Consider the following 16,096-nt stretch of genomic DNA (forward strand, 5'->3'; position numbering starts at 1 on the left):
GTAGTAGGGCGCTCCTGGTCGGGGCGCTCAGGCCGCGCGTTGCCCTCGATTCTCCTTGAACTGCCGTTCAATCGCCGCGCCGAAGCGCTCCACCGGTTGCTGCAATTTGCCGAGCACGCGCGGATGCACGAGCCAGATATCGATCAGCGGCTTGAAGTCGCTGATCGATACGACATCGAGCTTATCGGCGTAAGCACTGGCCTGAAGTAGCGGCAACGGAACAAGACCGAGTCCATTGCCATCCGCGACCAGTTGCAACTGCAACTCGGTGCCGAGCGTTTCCAGATTCAGCTTCAACGCCAGCCCCAAACCCGTCAGCGCGCGTTGCAGGCCGTCGCGGAAACCGCAGCCGTCCGGATTCAACACCCAGCCAATCGACTGGCATTCCGCCAGCGTATGCGCGCGCTTTTTCAGCAGGCCTTTTTGCGCGACCGCCGCGAGTTTGATGCGGCCGAGCGAGCGCGCCGTGAGGGTGTCGTTGAAGGTCTTGTTGGCCGGCAACAGGATCGCGGCGGCGTCGAGTTCGCCTTGTTCCAGCCGTTGCAGCAACTGGGTGCCCCAGCCGGTCGACGCGCGCGGCTGCAACTCGGGGTAGGCCGCTTTCACACCGCGCATCGCTTCGCTGAGCGCGATATCCGCGATGGTCTGCGCGACGCCTAACCGCAGCGTGCCGACCGGCGGCGTGTCGCTGGCGACGATCTCGCGCAGCACGTCGAGTTCGCGCTGGATCACGCGGCATTGTTCGTAGACCACCCGGCCCGCGGCGGTCGCTTTCAAGGGCCGCGTGTTGCGGTCGAGCAGTTCGACGCCGAGTGCCTCTTCGAAATTCTGCAGACGGCGCGTAATGGCCGGTTGCGTGAGGCCGAGCGCGAGCGCCGCCTGTTGCAGCGACTGACAGCGAATCACGGTGACATAGGCGTCGATTTCGTCGATCTTCATGATGAGTTGAGCGAGGGTGATGGCGCGTGAAACGCGCGTGATCGGTGGCGTCGATGATACCCGCGGCGTCTCGCATCCACGCTCCTGTGCCGAAGAAAATTTGCATATTTGCTTAGCAGAATAATGCGTTTGTCTTATACGGAGAGGGGCCTTATCGTCAACGGCCATAGCGCTTAAAACCTCGACGCAAAACGCCTCCATGACGACTCTCCGTTTTTTTCTCGCTCCCCTCGTCGTGTCCAGGCCGCTTGGTCGCGCCGTGCTCGCGCTGTCGGCCATGCTGTGCACGCTGCCTTCGTACGCGGCCGATCTGCCCGTGCTCAAAGTTGGCGATCAGGCCTTGCAAACGCGCGGCATTCTCGAAGCGTCCGGCCAGTTGAAAGACCTGCCGTACAAAATCGAATGGTTCAACTTTCCGGCGGCGCAACCGCTCGGTGAAGCGTTGAATGCGGGCGCCGTCGACGTCGGCGGTCTCGGTGACGCGCCGCTGGTGTTCGCGCTCGCAGCGGGCGCGCGCGTGCGGGCCGTGGCGGCGACCCGTTCGAATCCGCAGGATCTGGCGATCGTGGTGAGCGAGCATTCGCCGTTGCACGATACGGCGAGTTTGAAGGGCAAGCGGATTGCGACGACGCGCGGCTCGATCGGCCACTATCTCGCGCTGGCTGCGTTGAAGAAAGCGGGCATTGCGCCCGGCGATGTCAACTTCGTTTTCCTCGCGCCCGCCGATGCGAAAGCGGCGCTCGCGTCCGGCAGCGTCGATGCCTGGTCGGTGTGGGATCCGTACACCGCGCTCGCCGAAGCGCGCGATCACGACCGCCTGATCGCGAACGGCGTGGGACTGTCCGAAGGACTCAGCTATCAGGTCGCGACGGAACGCGCGATCGCCGACAAGCGCGCGCAACTCGCGGACTTTCTGCGTCGCGTGGCGATCGGTCAGCGCTGGGCGCTCTCGCATCCCGACGAAGTCGCGGCGATGCAATCGCGCGTCACCGGCTTGCCGACCGATGTGCTGAAAACCGTTTATCAACGCGGCCAGGTGCATCCCGTCGCGATCGACGACAGCGTCGTCGCCGCACAGCAACGCACCGCCGATACCTACGAAGCCGCCAACGTGATCCGCGCGCATCTCGATGTGCGCGCGAGTTTCGATCGCAGTTTTCCTTTGCCTTGAGGTTGGGGCGCTGGCTCGTGCCGCGCGCCGCTTGCGAATCCTCTGCCAATTCGGTGTAAACGCGCTCTCGTCTAAACCCGCCAATCCATTTAGATTAAGTGCACTTGGAAGGCTTATCGAGGGACCAGGGCGGCCATACAAGCAGCGGTCCGTCACACCGGCGCTGGCGCAAGGCGAGAGGCTAAGGTCGCTCGCCGTCAGGTTCGGAGCGGACCGCTGCGTGTCGTCCCTGGCGCGCCGTTCGTCGTGCCGCGACGGCGGCGCTTCGATGCCGGTGACCTGGCGGTCGCTGCATCGTCCGCATTGATTTTCCCGGTTGACCGTATCGACCGTCGGCGACGCTTTGCACAGCGTCGCCTTTTTTGCGTGCCGCGTCGCGTCGCGCGCAAACACCCCACACCCACCTCGCTCGCGGTTTTCTCCGCACACGGTTATCCTGTAGTACACCCTACACAACACCCACCGCGATGCGGACCGTTACGCCGCCGCATCGGTACAGGAAATCCGCTGTGAGTCTCAAACCGCTAATTGCCGTCATGCTGGCCGCGTGCGTCGCGCTGACCGGCTGCGACCAACAACAGAGCGACCAGGCCGTGCAAAAACTCAAGGCATTCTTCAACGCCGTCAAACCGGACGCGCTGCTGCTGAAGGACATGACGCCGGGCGTCACGACCGAAGCGCAAATCCGCGATCAGATGGGCAAGCCGGAAACCGAGCGCACCTTCACCGACGGTTCGAAGCGCTTCGAGTATCCACGCGGGCCGGAAGGCTTGAATACGTATATGGTCGATATCGACCGTGACGGTAAATTGCAGGCCATCACGCAGGTGCTGACCGCGGCCAACTTCGCGAAGATTCACACCGGCATGAGCGAGGACGAAGTGCGCCGCCTGCTCGGCAAGCCGGGCCAGGTCGCGGTCTTTCCGCTCAAGCCGGAGACGGTGTGGAGCTGGAAGTGGCGCGAGCGCGGCGTGACCGAAGAGGGTATTTTCAACGTGCACTTCGACGAGTTTCACAAGGTTTATACGACATCGCGCTCGGACGTGATCCGCGGGCGCTAGACGACAACAGACGGGGAAAAAAATGATACGTCGACGTCGATACAGCCGTATCGGGCTGGTGTTGGGGGGCGGCGCCGCGCGCGGCTGGGCGCATATCGGTGCGATTCGCGCGCTGCACGACGCGGGCATCAAGCCGGACGTGGTGTGCGGCACGTCGATCGGCGCGCTGGTCGGCGCGGTCTACGCGAACGGCGACCTCGACTGGCTGGAGGAATGGGTCTCGCGGCTCACCTGGCAGACGGTGGTGCGCCTGCTCGATCTGCGTTTCTCGGGCGGCCTGCTCGGCGGACGCAAAGTGATCAAGCTGTTCGCGGACAAATTCAACGGCTGCTCGATCGCGCAACTGAACATGCCGTTCGCGGCGGTCGCGACCGAACTCGACAGCGGCCGCGAGACCTGGTTGCAGGACGGCAGCGTGTCCGACGCGGTGCGCGCATCGATCGCGATTCCGGGCATTTTCACGCCGGTCTGGCACAACGGCGTGTGGCTCGTGGACGGCGGGTTGAGCAATCCGGTGCCGGTGTCGGTCGCGCGTGGCATGCGCGCGGACTGTGTGATCGCGGTGGATCTGAACAACGACATTCTGAATGGCCGCGACTTCGGCGGCGCGGTGGTCGACACGCCCGCCATCGATCCGGACGCGCCACTGCCGGTCTCGCTGCGTCGTAACGGCAAGCCGTGGCCGCGCTGGCTGGCCCCGGCCGACACGCCCGTCACCCGCGACGTGCGCGTGCCGCCCGCACCGAGCGCGCGCGTACCGTCGATGCTGAGTTCGATCGCGCAGAGCATCGACATCATGCAGGTGCGTATTACGCGCAGCCGGCTGGCCGGCGAGCCGGCGGATATCCTGATCCAGCCACGGCTGGGCGGCATGGGGATTTTCGATTTTCATCGCGCGGGGCCGGCGATAGAAGAAGGGCGGGCGGCAGTTGAGCACATGCTGCCGGCAATCCGGTCGCGGTTGGGGATGGATTGAAGGGCTTAGGTGGCTGCGGGTGCGTCCGGCTACGCTCGGGCGCGCTCAGGTGCGTTCCGGCATGTTCAGCCGCACCGGACCGCCAATTCCGCCCGCACCGGCCGCGTCGCGTCTATCGAAAAAGCGACCCGAAACTTGCTAAATCGCGGCGGCATCTATTACCCGCGCCACGCCTTACAACAACATATCCCCTGCAAAACCAAGCGCTGCCAGCGCTCCCGTCCGGTAAACGGCGCAATGTTGCGTCGCAACACACCACCCCCGCACCATTTGAGCAATTAATTTTCGCTTGGGAGACTCCGCGCCATGCTGAATGCGTCGGGCAAGCGGATTGATACCCGTCGGCGCGTTGCAAGCACATCCTCAATCAACCTGGATGGAGACACGCGTGTTCCTATACGGCTTTGGTCCGGTGTTGCTGGCCGGCACGATCCAGACGATCGAGCTGTCCGTCCTGTCGCTGGTGGCCGCCGTGCTGCTCGGCCTCGCGGGTGCGGCGGCGAAACTCTCCTTCAATCGCCCGCTGCGGGCCGTCGCGACCGGCTATACGACGCTGATCCGCTCGGTGCCCGACCTCGTGCTGATGCTGCTGCTGTTCTACAGCATCCAGATCGCGGTCAACAACTTCACCGACGCGTTGAATCTGCCGCAGTTCGACATCGATCCGTTCGTGGCCGGCGTGCTGACGCTCGGCTTCATCTACGGCGCGTATTTCACCGAGACCTTTCGCGGCGCGTTTCTCGCGGTGCCGCGCGGCCAGCTCGAAGCGGGCAGTGCCTACGGCATGAGCGGCGCGCGCGTATTCACCCGCATCCTGTTTCCGCAGATGATGCGTTTCGCGCTGCCGGGCATCGGCAATAACTGGCAGGTGCTGGTCAAGGCCACGGCGCTGGTGTCGATCATCGGTCTCGCCGACGTGGTGAAAGCCGCGCAGGACGCCGGCAAAAGCACCTTCAACATGTTCTTCTTCATCCTGATCGCCGCGGCCATCTATCTGGCGATCACCACTGTGTCGAACCTCGTGCTGATCTGGCTGGAAAAGCGCTATTCGACCGGCGTGCGCCACGCGGAGCTCTAAGACCATGATCGACATTCTCAATCAATTCTGGCGCGCGTTTCTGTACTGGGACGGCCAGCGTCTGTCCGGTCTCGCAGTGACCTTGTGGCTGCTGGTGGCGTCGGTCGGGATCGGCTTTTTCGGGGCGATTCCGCTGGCGGTGGCGCGCGTGTCGAAGAAACGCTGGCTCTCGACGCCGGTGCGTCTCTACACCTACGTGTTTCGCGGCACGCCGTTGTACGTGCAACTGTTGTTGATTTATACCGGCATGTACAGCCTCGAATTCGTGCGCTCGCATGCGTTGCTGGACGCGTTTTTCCGCAGCGGTTTTCACTGCGCGATTCTGGCCTTCGCGTTGAACACCTGCGCGTACACCACCGAGATTTTCGCCGGCGCGATCCGTTCGACCTCGCACGGCGAAGTGGAAGCGGCCCGTGCCTACGGCATGAGCTGGTTCACGATGTACCGGCGCATTGTGATACCGTCCGCGCTGCGCCGGGCACTGCCGTTGTACAGTAACGAAGTGATCCTGATGCTGCACGCCACCACGGTCGCCTTCACGGCCACGGTGCCGGACATTCTGAAGGTGGCGCGCGACGCGAATTCGGCCACGTATCGCTCGTTCGACTCGTTCGGCCTCGCGGCGCTGATTTACCTGGTGGTGTCGTTCGCGCTGGTGGCAATTTTCCGCCGCGCCGAGCGTCACTGGCTGGGTTACCTGGCGGTGCGCACGCACTGACCTGCGGCGTGACCTGAATCGATCGTGCAACATTGGCATCGGGCGCTCAGTGCATCGCAGTAGTTGAGCGCCGTCGAAGACTGATCCGTATTTTCAAAGGGAGAGCATCTTGCTCCACACGACTCAAACCGAAGCTTGCAAGCTCGCCGTACAGGACATCCACAAGCGCTACGGCGATAACGAAGTGCTCAAGGGCGTCTCGTTGAACGCGAACAAGGGCGACGTGATCAGCATCATCGGCGCGAGCGGGTCGGGCAAGAGTACCTTCCTGCGCTGCATCAACTTTCTCGAACGGCCGAACGCCGGCCAGATCGTTGTGGACGGCGAAGCGGTCAAGACCAAAGCCGACCGCGCCGGCAATCTGGAAGTTGCCGATCACAAGCAGCTGCAACGCATCCGCACGAAACTCGCGATGGTGTTCCAGCACTTCAACTTGTGGGCGCACATGAACGTGATCGAGAACATCGTCGAAGCGCCGATTCACGTGCTCGGCATGTCGCGTCGCGAAGCCGAAGAGCGCGCGCGAGAGTACCTCGAAAAGGTCGGTCTCGCGCCGCGTCTGGAAAAGCAGTATCCGTCGCATCTGTCGGGCGGTCAGCAGCAGCGCGTGGCGATTGCCCGGGCGCTCGCCATGAATCCGGACGTGATGCTGTTCGACGAGCCCACCTCGGCGCTCGATCCCGAACTGGTCGGCGAAGTGCTGAAGGTCATGCAGAAGCTCGCCGAAGAAGGCCGCACGATGATCGTCGTCACGCACGAAATGGGTTTCGCGCGCAACGTGTCGAACCATGTGATGTTCCTGCATCAGGGCCGCACCGAAGAAGAAGGCTTGCCCGCCGACGTGCTGACCACGCCGCGCAGCGAACGGCTCAAGCAGTTCCTGTCCGGCAGTCTGAAGTAACGCGCGGCTCGCGCCGCTTCACTTGATGGCTCGCACGTCCAGCCCGGCCCGCACCACTCAGGTCGCTATCGTCGCCTTGCCGCCCGTGTCGATGTCGGGCGTCGGGCCGATCGTCGACGCGCTCAATCTCGCCAACGAGATCGACGGCCGCGCGCTGTACCGCGTGCAGGTCTGTTCGTGGGACGGCCGCGCGGTGCCGCTGGCGGGCGGCGCGCAGTGGCCCGCCGACGCCGCGTTCGGCGACGCGGTGTCGTGCGACTGGCTGATTATCGTCAGCGAACGGTTCCAGCAGTTCGCCGACTACCGTCTGTTTCTCGCCAGTCTGTCGCGCGTCGGACAGCGCACGCCGCTCGTCACCGGCATTCATCACGGCGTGTGGTGGCTCGCGATGGCGGGGCAGTTGTCCGGCTATCGCGTGAGCGTCAACTGGGAAACCTACCAGCAGTTCTCCGAGCAGTTCGAGCGCTCCATCGTCACCCAGCAGATCTTTGAAATCGACCGCGATCGCGCGACTTGCGCGGGCGGCCAGGCGACCGTCGACTTCATGCTGGCGATGATCGGCCGCGAGCACGGTCCCGAACTGGCCGAGCGGATTGCCGATACGCTCGGCGTCGGCGTGTTGCGCGCGGGCGAAGAGCGGCAGCGCATTCCGTTCGTGACCGCGCCGGGCGAACGGCATCCGCGTTTGAACGACGCGCTGATGCTGATGGAAGCGAATATCGAAGACCCGCTGACGACCGACGACATCGCGAATCTGGTGGGCGTGTCGCGGCGACAGTTGGAGCGGCTGTTTCGCCAGTATCTCGGCTCGATGCCGTCCAAATACTATCTGGGCTTGCGCTTGTCCAAAGCGCGCACGCAGTTGCAGCGCACCAGTAAATCGGTGGTGCAGATCAGCCTTGCTTGCGGGTTTTCGTCCGCGGCGCATTTTTCGAATGCGTACCGCGAACGCTTTGATGTCACACCGCGCGAGGATCGTCGTAACTGGATCGACAAGCAGACCGGCGCGAGCGGCGCGGCGGCCAGCGAACCGCGGCCGGGCGCGCTGATCGAACGGCCGGATCAGGCGGATTGAAAGCCAGCGGCTGCGCACCGAAGCTCATAGAAAGCGTCGCGTATGCGCAAGACGGTTCGCTTACGATTTCCTACACTACCTGTACTACCTCTCACCCGTAACGAGGATTTGCCATGAACGACCTGACAGTGACCCGCCAGACCTTTGACGAAGTGATGGTGCCGGTGTTTTCGCCCGCTGCCTTCGTGCCGGATCGCGGTCTCGGCTCACGCGTCTGGGATACGCAAGGCCGCGACTATATCGACTTCGCCGGCGGCATTGCCGTCACCGCGCTCGGTCATGCCCATCCCGAACTGCTGAAAGTGCTGCACGAGCAGGGCGGCAAGCTGTGGCACATCGGCAACGGCTATACCAACGAACCGGTGCTGCGTCTCGCCAAACGTCTCGAAGACCTGACTTTCGCCGACCGCGCTTTCTTCGCCAACTCGGGCGCCGAAGCGAACGAAGCCGCGCTGAAGCTGGCGCGCCGCGTCGCGTTCGAGCGTCATGGCGCCGACAAGGTCGAGATCATCTCGTTCACGCAGTCGTTCCATGGCCGCACGTTCTTCACCGTGAGTGTGGGCGGTCAGCCGAAGTATTCGGAAGGCTTCGGCCCGGTGCCGCAGGGCATCGTCCATTTGCCGTACAACGATATCGAAGCGGCGAAGCAGGCGATCGGCGCGAAAACCTGCGCGGTGATCGTCGAGCCGATTCAGGGCGAAGGCGGCGTGATCCCGGCGGATCCCGCGTTCCTGAAAGCGCTGCGCGAAGCGTGCGACGCGCACGGCGCCCTGCTGATTTTTGACGAGGTACAAACGGGGGTGGGCCGCAGCGGCTACTTTTACGCGTACGAGGAAACCGGCGTGACGCCGGATATCCTGACCACCGCGAAGGCGCTCGGCAACGGTTTCCCGATCGGCGCGATGCTGACCACGAACGAACTGGCCGCGCATTTCAAGGTCGGCGTACATGGCACGACGTACGGCGGCAATCCGCTGGGCGCGGCCATCGCGGAGAAGGTCGTCGAGTTGATCAGCGACCCGAATCTGCTGGAAGGCGTGCGTACGCGCAGCGATGCGCTGAAGGGCCACCTCGCGAAGCTCAACGAGCGTTTTGGTCTGTTCAAGGAAGTGCGCGGTAAAGGCCTGCTGATCGGCGCCGAACTGACCGACGCCTTCAAGGGCCGCGCGAAAGATTTCGTCACCGCTGCGGGTCAGCATGGCGTGATCATGCTGATGGCGGGTCCGGACGTGCTGCGTTTCGTGCCGTCGCTGGTCATGCCGCTCGACGATATGAACGAAGGCTTCGCGCGTCTGGCGAAGGCGATCGAAGAGATCGCCGGCGCCAAGGCCGAGGCAACGTCGAAGTGATTTTTTGCGCAAGACCGATGACGAGCCACAAGCACGGAATCATGCGTCACATTCAACAGGAACGATGATGCTCTTCGTACGCCCCAGCCGCCTCGCCGATCTCGACGCGCTCGAACAGATGGCGCGCACCGCGCAACCGGTGCTGCATTCGCTCCCGCACGACCGGGGCGCGCTCGAAGCGCGCATCGCGTTGTCGGAAGACTCGTTTCGCGCGGACGTCGATTTTCCGGGCGAGGAGTTCTATCTGTTCGTGCTCGAAGACGGGCAAACCGGCAAGCTGATGGGCACGGCGAGCATCGTCGCCGCAGCCGGTTATTCGGACCCGTTCTACGCGTTTCGCAACGACGCGCTGATTCATGCGTCGCGTGAACTGCACGTGAATCGGAAGATTCATGCGCTCACCATGTCGCATGAACTGACCGGCAAGAGCCGGCTCGCGGGGTACTACATCGATCCGTCGCTGCGGGGCGACGCCGCCGCGCATCTGATGTCGCGCGCGCGAATGATGTACATCGCGGCGAATCGCAAGCGCTTCACGTCCGAGGTGTTTTCGCTGCTGCTTGGCGTCACCGACGAGCACGGCGTGTCGCCGTTCTGGGAAGCGGTGGGGCGCAAGTTCTTCGGCCGCGATTTCGCCGACATCGAAATCGAATCGGGCGGCCGCAGCCGCACGTTTATCGCCGAAGTGATGCCCACGTACCCTGTGTATGTGCCGTTGCTGCCGGAAGCGGCGCAGCGCGTGCTCGGCGAGCCGGATTCGAAGGCCTTGCTCGCGTATGAGATTCACCAGGAAGAGGGCTTCGAGACCGACCGCTACATCGATATTTTCGACGCGGGCCCGGTGCTGACCGCGCAGGTGGATCGCAGCGCCTGCGTCACGCGCAACGAAACGCGCGTGGTGCACGACGCGGCCGCCGCGGCGAGCGGGTCGACGTATCTGATCGCCCATAACGGCGCCGACGGCGAATTCCGTTGCGTGCTCGGCGAGCTGGCGGCGGGCAACGCAGCGAACAACGCAGCGGACAAGACCCGCGGCGCGGCACTGCCGCACGCGTCGCGCGTCGCGCTCGGCGTGACCGAGGGCGACGCGGTGCGCTGTGTGCCGCTGCACGCGCCGCATCAGGATGAACATAGGGGAGACGCACAATGATCGTCGTTCGCGTTGTGCAACGAGGCGATGTGGACGCGCTGATGCGGCTCGCGCAGGAAACCGGCCCGGGTCTCACCACCTTCAAGCCGGATCGCGACGCGCTGGCGGCGCGGGTGGAACGCGCGCGCCGCACGATGGAAGACAAGGCCGAGCCGCATGAAGCCGGCTACTTCTTCGTGATGGAAGACACCGACACCGGCGACGTAGCCGGCGTGTGCGGTATCGAAACGGCGGTCGGTCTGCAACAGCCGTTCTACAACTATCGCGTGAGCACGGTGGTGCACGCGAGCCAGGACCTCGGCATCTGGACGCGGATGCGCGCGCTGAACATCTCGCACGACCTGACGGGTTACGCCGAAGTCTGCTCGCTGTTCCTGAGCCCGCGTTATCGCACGAGCGGGGTGGGCGGTTTGCTGTCGCGCTCGCGCTTCATGTTTCTCGCGCAGTTCCGCGAGCGGTTTCCGCAGCGTCTGTGCGCGGAATTGCGCGGTCATTTCGATGCCGAAGGCACGTCGCCGTTCTGGCGCGCGGTCGGCTCGCATTTCTATCAGATCGATTTCAACGCGGCGGACTATCTGAGTTCGCACGGCCGCAAGGCGTTCCTCGCCGAGCTGATGCCGCGCTATCCGGTGTATGTCGAGTTGTTGCCGCAGGAGGCGCAGGACTGCGTCGGTCTCACGCACAACGACACGATTCCGGCGCGCCGCATGCTCGAAACGGAAGGGCTACGTTACGAGAATCACGTCGATATTTTCGACGCCGGTCCGGTGCTCGAATGCCATATCGCCGACTTGCGCACGGTGCGCGAGAGCGTGCTGGTGCCGGTTGAGATCGCCGCCGCGACTTCGGAAGCGTTGAAGGATGGGCCGAAGTCGATGGTATCGAACACGTCGCTCGGCGATTTTCGCGTCGGCGTGGTGGCGGGCGTGCCGCAGGACGGCGTGTTCCGCCTGAGCGCCGCCGAAGCCGCCGCGCTCGACGTCAAGGCAGGCGACCTCGTGCGCGTGCTGCCGCAGAAACACAAACAAGGATGATCATGAGCGAGCTTTTCATCGACGGCGAATGGGCCGCCGGCACAGGACCCGTTTTCGCGTCGCGTAACCCCGGTACGGGCGCGACGGTGTGGGAAGGCCATAGCGCGTCGGCGGACGACGTCGATCGCGCCGTGCGCAGCGCGCGCCGCGCGTTCGCCGCGTGGTCGGCGTTGAGCCTCGACGAGCGTTGCGGCGTGGTGCGCCGCTTCGCTGCACTCGTGACCGAACGCAAGGAAGCGCTGGCCGAAGCGATTGGCCGTGAGACGGGCAAGCCGTTGTGGGAAGCGCGTACCGAAGCGGCGTCGATGGCCGCGAAGGTCGAGATTTCGATTCAGGCCTATAACGAGCGCACTGGCGAAAAGCGCTCCGCCATGGCCGACGGCACCGCCGTGTTGCGGCATCGTCCGCATGGCGTGGTGGCGGTGTTCGGGCCGTATAACTTTCCGGGCCATTTGCCGAATGGACATATCGTGCCGGCGTTGATTGCGGGTAATGCGGTCGTGTTCAAACCGTCCGAGCTGGCGCCGGCTGTCGCGGCGCTCACCGTGCAGATCTGGCGTGATGCGGGCTTGCCGACGGGCGTGCTGAACCTCGTACAAGGCGAGAAAGAGACGGGTATTGCGCTGGCGAATCATCGGCAGATCGACGGCCTGTTCTTTACCGGCAGCTCGGATACCGGCACGCTGCTGCACAAGCAATTCGGCGGCCGTCCTGAGATCGTGCTGGCGTTGGAGATGGGCGGCAACAATCCGCTCGTGATCGGACCGGTGGCCGATGTCGACGCCGCCGTGCATCACACGATCCAGTCGGCGTTTCTGTCGGCGGGGCAGCGCTGCACCTGCGCACGGCGGATTTTCGTGCCGAACGACGCGTTCGGCGACCGATTTCTCGCGCGTCTCGCGGAAGTCACCGCGCGCATTACCGTGGGCGAATACAATGCCGATCCGCAACCGTTCATGGGCGCGGTGATTTCGGCGCGCGCGGCTTCGCGACTCGTCGCCGCGCAGGAACGTTTGCTCGCCGACGGTGCGAACGCCCTGCTTAAAATGGAACAGCGCGACCCGAACCTCGGCTTCGTCACGCCCGCGATTCTCGACGTGACTCATGTGAAGGATCTGCCGGACGAAGAGCACTTCGGCCCGCTCGCGCAAATCATCCGCTACGGCAGTTTCGACGAAGCGATCGAGAAGGCCAACGACACCGAGTTCGGTCTCTCCGCCGGCCTGCTCGCCGACGACGAAGCCCTGTGGACGCATTTTCAGCGCACCATCCGCGCCGGTATCGTCAACTGGAACCGGCCGACCAACGGGGCGTCTTCCGGCGCGCCGTTCGGCGGTCCGGGGCGCTCCGGCAACCATCGGCCGAGCGCGTATTACGCCGCCGATTACTGCGCGTTCCCGATGGCTTCCGTCGAAAGCGCGCAACTGCAAATGCCCGCGAGCGTCTCGCCGGGCCTCCAATTCTAAGGATCGACGATGCAAGCCACTGAAGCCAATTTCGACGGCCTGGTCGGCCCGACCCACAACTACGCGGGACTGTCGTTCGGCAACGTCGCGTCGCAGAACAACGAGAAGTCGGTAGCGAATCCGAAGGCGGCCGCCAAGCAGGGTCTGCGCAAGATGAAGCAACTCGCCGACCTCGGTTTTCATCAGGGTGTGTTGCCGCCGCAGGAGCGTCCGTCGATGCGCCTGTTGCGCGAACTCGGTTTCTCCGGCGACGACGCCGCGGTGATCGCGCGCGTGGCTAAAGACGCGCCCGAGTTGCTGGCGGCGGCGAGTTCGGCGTCGGCCATGTGGACCGCGAATGCGGCGACCGTGAGCCCCTCCGCCGATACGCAGGACGGCCGCGTGCATTTCACGCCGGCCAATCTGTGCAGCAAGCTACATCGCGCGATCGAGCATGAGTCGACGCGCCGCACGTTGCGCGCGATGTTCAGCGACGCGGACCGTTTCGCGGTGCACGAGGCGCTGCCCGGCACGCCCGCGCTCGGCGACGAAGGCGCCGCGAATCACACGCGCTTCTGCTCGGAATACGGCACACGTGGGGTCGAATTCTTCGTGTATGGCCGCAGCGAGTATCGTCGCGGGCCGGAACCGAAGCGTTTCCCGGCACGCCAGACGTTCGAGGCGAGCCGCGCGGTCGCGCATCGTCACGGCCTCGAAGAGGCGGCCACGGTGTATGCGCAGCAGAACCCCGACGTGATCGACGCGGGCGTGTTTCATAACGACGTGATCGCGGTGGGCAATCGCAACACGTTGTTCTGTCATCAACTGGCGTTCGTCGACCAGAGCGCGGTGTACGACGAGTTGCGCTCGAAGCTGCTGGGTTTCAAGGCCGACTTCAACGTGATCGAAGTGCCGGACGCGCAAGTGAACGTGTCCGATGCCGTCACGTCGTATCTGTTCAACAGCCAGTTGCTGACGCGTCCCGACGGCAAGCAGGTGCTGGTGGTGCCGCAGGAATGCCGCGAAAATGCGCGGGTGGCGGCGTACCTCGACGATCTGACGTCGCACACCGGCCCGATCGACGACGTGCTCGTGTTCGATCTGCGCGAAAGCATGAAGAACGGCGGCGGCCCGGCGTGCTTGCGTCTGCGGGTGGTGCTGAACGACGCGGAGCGCGCGGCCGTGACGCCGGGCGTGTGGATCAACGACACGCTGTTCGGCCGTCTGGATGCGTGGATCGAGAAGCACTATCGCGATCGTCTCGCGCCGTCCGATCTGACCGATCCGCATCTGCTTCACGAGTCGCGCACCGCGCTCGACGAGCTGACGCAGATTCTCGGTCTGGGTTCGCTGTATGACTTCCAGCGCTGAGCACGGTATGACGGTCGCCATGCTCGACGATTTTCTCGCTTACACGCTAGCGGGTACGCGGCCTGCCGCGAATGAAACGCAGGGTGTGTGTGATAGCGGCGCGCGTTGGTCGTGGCTGGATGACGGCGTGCTGTTGATCGAACCCGCCGCGCAAGGGCAGGGCGCGATGCGCAGCGTGCTGGTGTCGGCGGGTGTGCATGGCGATGAAACGGCGCCGATCGAATTGCTGTCGTATCTGGTGCGCGATATCGCGCAAGGCGTCGCCGCGCTGACTTGCCGCTTGCTGGTGATTCTCGGCAATGTCGACGCCATGCGCGACGCGTGCCGTTATCGCGATGACGATTTGAACCGGTTGTTTAGCGGGCGGCATCTGCAAGTGCCGCAGAGTTATGAAGCGCCGCGCGCTGCGGCGTTGGAGCAGGCCGCGGTGCGGTTTTTCGCGGATTCGGGTTCGGGGGCGGCGGTGGCCTCGGCGTCGGCTTCTGACTCGAACGCGCCCGGCGAGCGCTGGCATATCGACATGCATACGGCGATTCGCGCATCGGCTTTCGAGCAGTTCGCGCTGCTGCCGCATACCGGCAAGCCGTTTTCGCGCGCGATGTTCGAATGGCTCGGCGAAGCACGTATCAGTGCGGTGCTGTTGCACACCACCAAGGGCAACACGTATTCGCATTTCACCGCGCAAGCGTGCGGCGCTGAAGCGTGCACGCTCGAACTCGGCAAGGTGCGGCCATTTGGACAGAACGATCTCGCGCGTTTCTCAGGCGCGGATGAAGCGGTGCGTCATCTGCTGGCGGGCACGCATGGCAACGCGCCAGCGCAGTTACCGCGCGTGTTCACCGTGATCGATCAGCTCACCAAGCAAAGCGATGCGTTCGAGTTGCTGGTGGCGGCTGATGTTGCCAATTTCACGCCGTTCGCGAAAGACACGCTGCTCGCCCGCGACGGTGACTATCGCTATACCGTGCGTCATGAGGAAGAGCGTCTCGTGTTTCCGAACGCGACGGTGAAGCCGGGTTTGCGTGCTGGTTTGCTGGTGGTCGACACGACCGACGATACGTTGTCGAAGCTCGTCTGAGCTTACGACTGCATCAACGTCACAGGGTGAGTGTGTCGCCGCCAGCTCCACAGTCGTAGTGCGTTGTATCCCTCGGTCGCGTAGGAGCGGTTTCTGCTCTTCGCGATCAGGTCAGATCAATGAACATCATTCAGTGCATATCGACTTTCGTCACGGGTGCCTCGTTGAGCCCGTCGAAAATCTTGTTCGAGAAACTCTTGTAGCTTGAGGCCTGGCATTTTTTATCGAAAATAATCTTCCCATTTTTCGATACATAGATATCACCGGGCGAGACCGAGGACACGACGTACGTGTACGGTTCTTTCGAGAACTTTAAATGCAGGCCACGGATACTGCCTTCGGAGACGTCGGTGATCTTGACCGTTCTGGCCGGCGGAACATTCTCAGGTGGAAATGCGAATGCATCGCCCTTGTTGCCGTATCGATACTGTACGTAGCCTCGGTTGGGAGTGGTGTTGTCCTTGGCGCAGACGGAAACCGTCTTCTGATTCTCCAACGGACAACTGAAATAGACGTACTCGTCTTCACTGCAGAGCGTCTGTTCATCCTGCGACGGCTGCGTCTGCGCAATCGCCACGTCATAGTTAACGAGCGACAACAGAGCAATCATGAACGCTCCTGCCATACGTATCACTTCAGTCCCTCCCAGTTGTCACGCGCTTGGATTGCCAGGTATGGCAGCAGAACTTTGGCGCAAAAATGCTCGGTAACAACCTATGCACGCTGTTCAGCGATCTTGACGTGTCGCGA

The 16,096-nt window shown here is 63.5% G+C and carries 15 protein-coding genes; 13 read left to right on the forward strand and 2 right to left on the reverse strand.

The features are described from left to right. Positions 1-27: 27 nt before the first annotated feature. Positions 28-939, reverse strand: a complete 912-nt coding sequence (locus HWY05_RS07715) for a LysR family transcriptional regulator (RefSeq protein ID WP_176057962.1) — start codon at positions 937-939, stop codon at positions 28-30. A gap of 277 nt (positions 940-1,216) precedes the next feature. Between HWY05_RS07715 and HWY05_RS07720 the strand changes: the two genes are divergently transcribed. The 13 genes from HWY05_RS07720 (at position 1,217) to astE (ending at position 15,346) form a co-directional block, all read left to right on the forward strand. Next, positions 1,217-2,110 (forward strand): ABC transporter substrate-binding protein, encoded by an 894-nt coding sequence (locus HWY05_RS07720; protein ID WP_244146585.1) that lies wholly within the window; start codon positions 1,217-1,219, stop codon positions 2,108-2,110. A gap of 509 nt (positions 2,111-2,619) precedes the next feature. Next, the gene (locus HWY05_RS07725; protein ID WP_035551110.1) at positions 2,620-3,171 is read left to right on the forward strand and encodes a lipoprotein; all 552 of its coding nucleotides are present in this window, start codon (positions 2,620-2,622) and stop codon (positions 3,169-3,171) included. Between the two features lie 22 nt (positions 3,172-3,193). Next, complete coding sequence (locus tag HWY05_RS07730; protein ID WP_035551107.1) at positions 3,194-4,147, forward strand: patatin-like phospholipase family protein; 954 nt, start codon at positions 3,194-3,196, stop codon at positions 4,145-4,147. 388 nt (positions 4,148-4,535) lie between these two features. Further along, positions 4,536-5,225, forward strand: coding sequence for a histidine ABC transporter permease HisQ (gene hisQ / locus HWY05_RS07735; RefSeq protein ID WP_176057964.1), 690 nt, complete (start codon positions 4,536-4,538; stop codon positions 5,223-5,225). Between the two features lie 4 nt (positions 5,226-5,229). Then, positions 5,230-5,943, forward strand: coding sequence for an ABC transporter permease (locus HWY05_RS07740; protein ID WP_035551101.1), 714 nt, complete (start codon positions 5,230-5,232; stop codon positions 5,941-5,943). A gap of 109 nt (positions 5,944-6,052) precedes the next feature. Next, complete coding sequence (locus HWY05_RS07745; RefSeq protein WP_035551098.1) at positions 6,053-6,844, forward strand: ATP-binding cassette domain-containing protein; 792 nt, start codon at positions 6,053-6,055, stop codon at positions 6,842-6,844. Positions 6,845-6,869: 25 nt separating this feature from the next. Beyond that, a complete protein-coding gene (locus HWY05_RS07750; RefSeq protein ID WP_035551096.1) occupies positions 6,870-7,919 on the forward strand; it encodes a GlxA family transcriptional regulator in 1,050 nt (349 codons plus the stop codon). 113 nt (positions 7,920-8,032) lie between these two features. Beyond that, the gene (locus HWY05_RS07755) at positions 8,033-9,268 is read left to right on the forward strand and encodes an aspartate aminotransferase family protein (RefSeq protein WP_176057965.1); all 1,236 of its coding nucleotides are present in this window, start codon (positions 8,033-8,035) and stop codon (positions 9,266-9,268) included. 67 nt (positions 9,269-9,335) lie between these two features. Continuing rightward, positions 9,336-10,418 (forward strand): arginine/ornithine succinyltransferase subunit alpha, encoded by a 1,083-nt coding sequence (gene aruF / locus HWY05_RS07760; protein ID WP_176058428.1) that lies wholly within the window; start codon positions 9,336-9,338, stop codon positions 10,416-10,418. Further along, positions 10,415-11,452 carry an arginine N-succinyltransferase gene (gene astA / locus HWY05_RS07765; RefSeq protein WP_176057966.1) on the forward strand — a complete coding sequence of 346 codons (1,038 nt, stop codon included), beginning with the start codon at positions 10,415-10,417 and terminating at the stop codon, positions 11,450-11,452. The genes aruF and astA overlap by 4 nt, the downstream gene beginning before the upstream one ends. 2 nt (positions 11,453-11,454) lie before the next feature. Then, positions 11,455-12,918 (forward strand): succinylglutamate-semialdehyde dehydrogenase, encoded by a 1,464-nt coding sequence (astD, locus tag HWY05_RS07770; RefSeq protein WP_035551085.1) that lies wholly within the window; start codon positions 11,455-11,457, stop codon positions 12,916-12,918. Positions 12,919-12,927: 9 nt separating this feature from the next. Further along, positions 12,928-14,268 (forward strand): N-succinylarginine dihydrolase, encoded by a 1,341-nt coding sequence (gene astB, locus HWY05_RS07775; RefSeq protein WP_176057967.1) that lies wholly within the window; start codon positions 12,928-12,930, stop codon positions 14,266-14,268. Beyond that, positions 14,252-15,346, forward strand: a complete 1,095-nt coding sequence (gene astE / locus HWY05_RS07780; protein ID WP_244146547.1) for a succinylglutamate desuccinylase — start codon at positions 14,252-14,254, stop codon at positions 15,344-15,346. Before astB ends, astE begins: the two co-directional genes overlap by 17 nt. Positions 15,347-15,476: 130 nt before the next feature. On the opposite strand, the gene HWY05_RS07785 is transcribed toward astE, so the two are convergent. Further along, positions 15,477-15,956, reverse strand: a complete 480-nt coding sequence (locus HWY05_RS07785) for a hypothetical protein (RefSeq protein ID WP_176057968.1) — start codon at positions 15,954-15,956, stop codon at positions 15,477-15,479. Positions 15,957-16,096 lie beyond the last annotated feature (140 nt).

The organism is Paraburkholderia sp. BCC1876, from assembly GCF_902833695.1.
GTDB lineage: Bacteria > Pseudomonadota > Gammaproteobacteria > Burkholderiales > Burkholderiaceae > Paraburkholderia.